Origin of the sequence: Mesorhizobium sp. M1A.T.Ca.IN.004.03.1.1, assembly GCF_003997555.1 — a bacterium.
Classification (GTDB): Bacteria; Pseudomonadota; Alphaproteobacteria; order Rhizobiales; family Rhizobiaceae; genus Mesorhizobium.
Map to the genome: position 1 here is coordinate 1 of NZ_RZTV01000204.1, position 281 is coordinate 281.

Annotated in this window: 1 pseudogene; it reads left to right on the plus strand. The window is 60.5% G+C overall.

Annotation, left to right across the window (positions count from 1 at the left end):
• A pseudogene (locus tag EOD29_RS36595) lies at nt 1-281 on the plus strand (hypothetical protein); the annotation flags it as partial.

Sequence of the window (281 nt, forward strand, 5' to 3'; positions counted from 1 at the left end):
GCTCATGCCCATTCGTTCGTCTTTCGTGAATACGCACAGGCACTGGAACTCGCCGATCGAGCGATAGCCGCTAACCCGCTGCAAGCCATTTGCTGGGACATGCGGGCCCTGACGCTCGGCTATCTCGGCGAGGTGAAGCGTGGATATGAGGATGCGATGCGCGCACGTGCACTGGGCGGGCCTCCCCTTTATCGTTACTGCATCGATACCACGTGCTGCATCTTGGCAACTCTGAACGGGCGCTTCGAGGAGGGGATACGTCACGGCGAGCGTGTCCTTGC